The 457-nt window shown below is 65.4% G+C and carries 1 protein-coding gene; it reads left to right on the top strand.

Annotation, left to right across the window (positions count from 1 at the left end; all coding sequences use genetic code 11):
- On the top strand, nucleotides 1-457 hold a 457-nt coding region (locus IHE46_RS17250), incomplete at both ends, for an AMP-binding protein (protein WP_192166082.1).

Consider the following 457-nt stretch of genomic DNA (forward strand, 5'->3'; position numbering starts at 1 on the left):
CCGATCAGCTGTGCATCCACCAGTTGTTCGAGCAACAAGTACAGCAGCACCCCGAGGCCACCGCCCTCGTCTTCGAGGATCAGTCCCTCTCCTATACCGAACTCAACATCCAGGCCAATCGCCTGGCCCATCATCTGATCAGCCTCGGCGTGCGACCCGATGATCGCGTGGCGATCTGCGTCGAACGCAGCCTGGCCATGGTCGTAGGGCTCCTGGCCACCCTGAAAGCAGGCGGCGCCTATGTCCCGCTCGATCCGGCCTATCCCTCTGAGCGGCTGACCCAGGTCCTGCACGATGCCGCTCCCGCGCTCTTGCTGGCCGATACCACCGGACGAACGGCCCTGGGCGAATCGGCGGTCGCTCACCTGACCGTGCTCGACCTCGGTACACCCGCGACGTGGGCCCACCAGTCCGTCGCCGATCCCGATCCGCAAATGCTGGGCCTCACCTCCACCCA

Origin of the sequence: Rhodanobacter sp. DHG33 (genome assembly GCF_014843005.1) — a bacterium.
In the GTDB taxonomy this organism is placed as follows: Bacteria; Pseudomonadota; Gammaproteobacteria; order Xanthomonadales; family Rhodanobacteraceae; genus Rhodanobacter_A.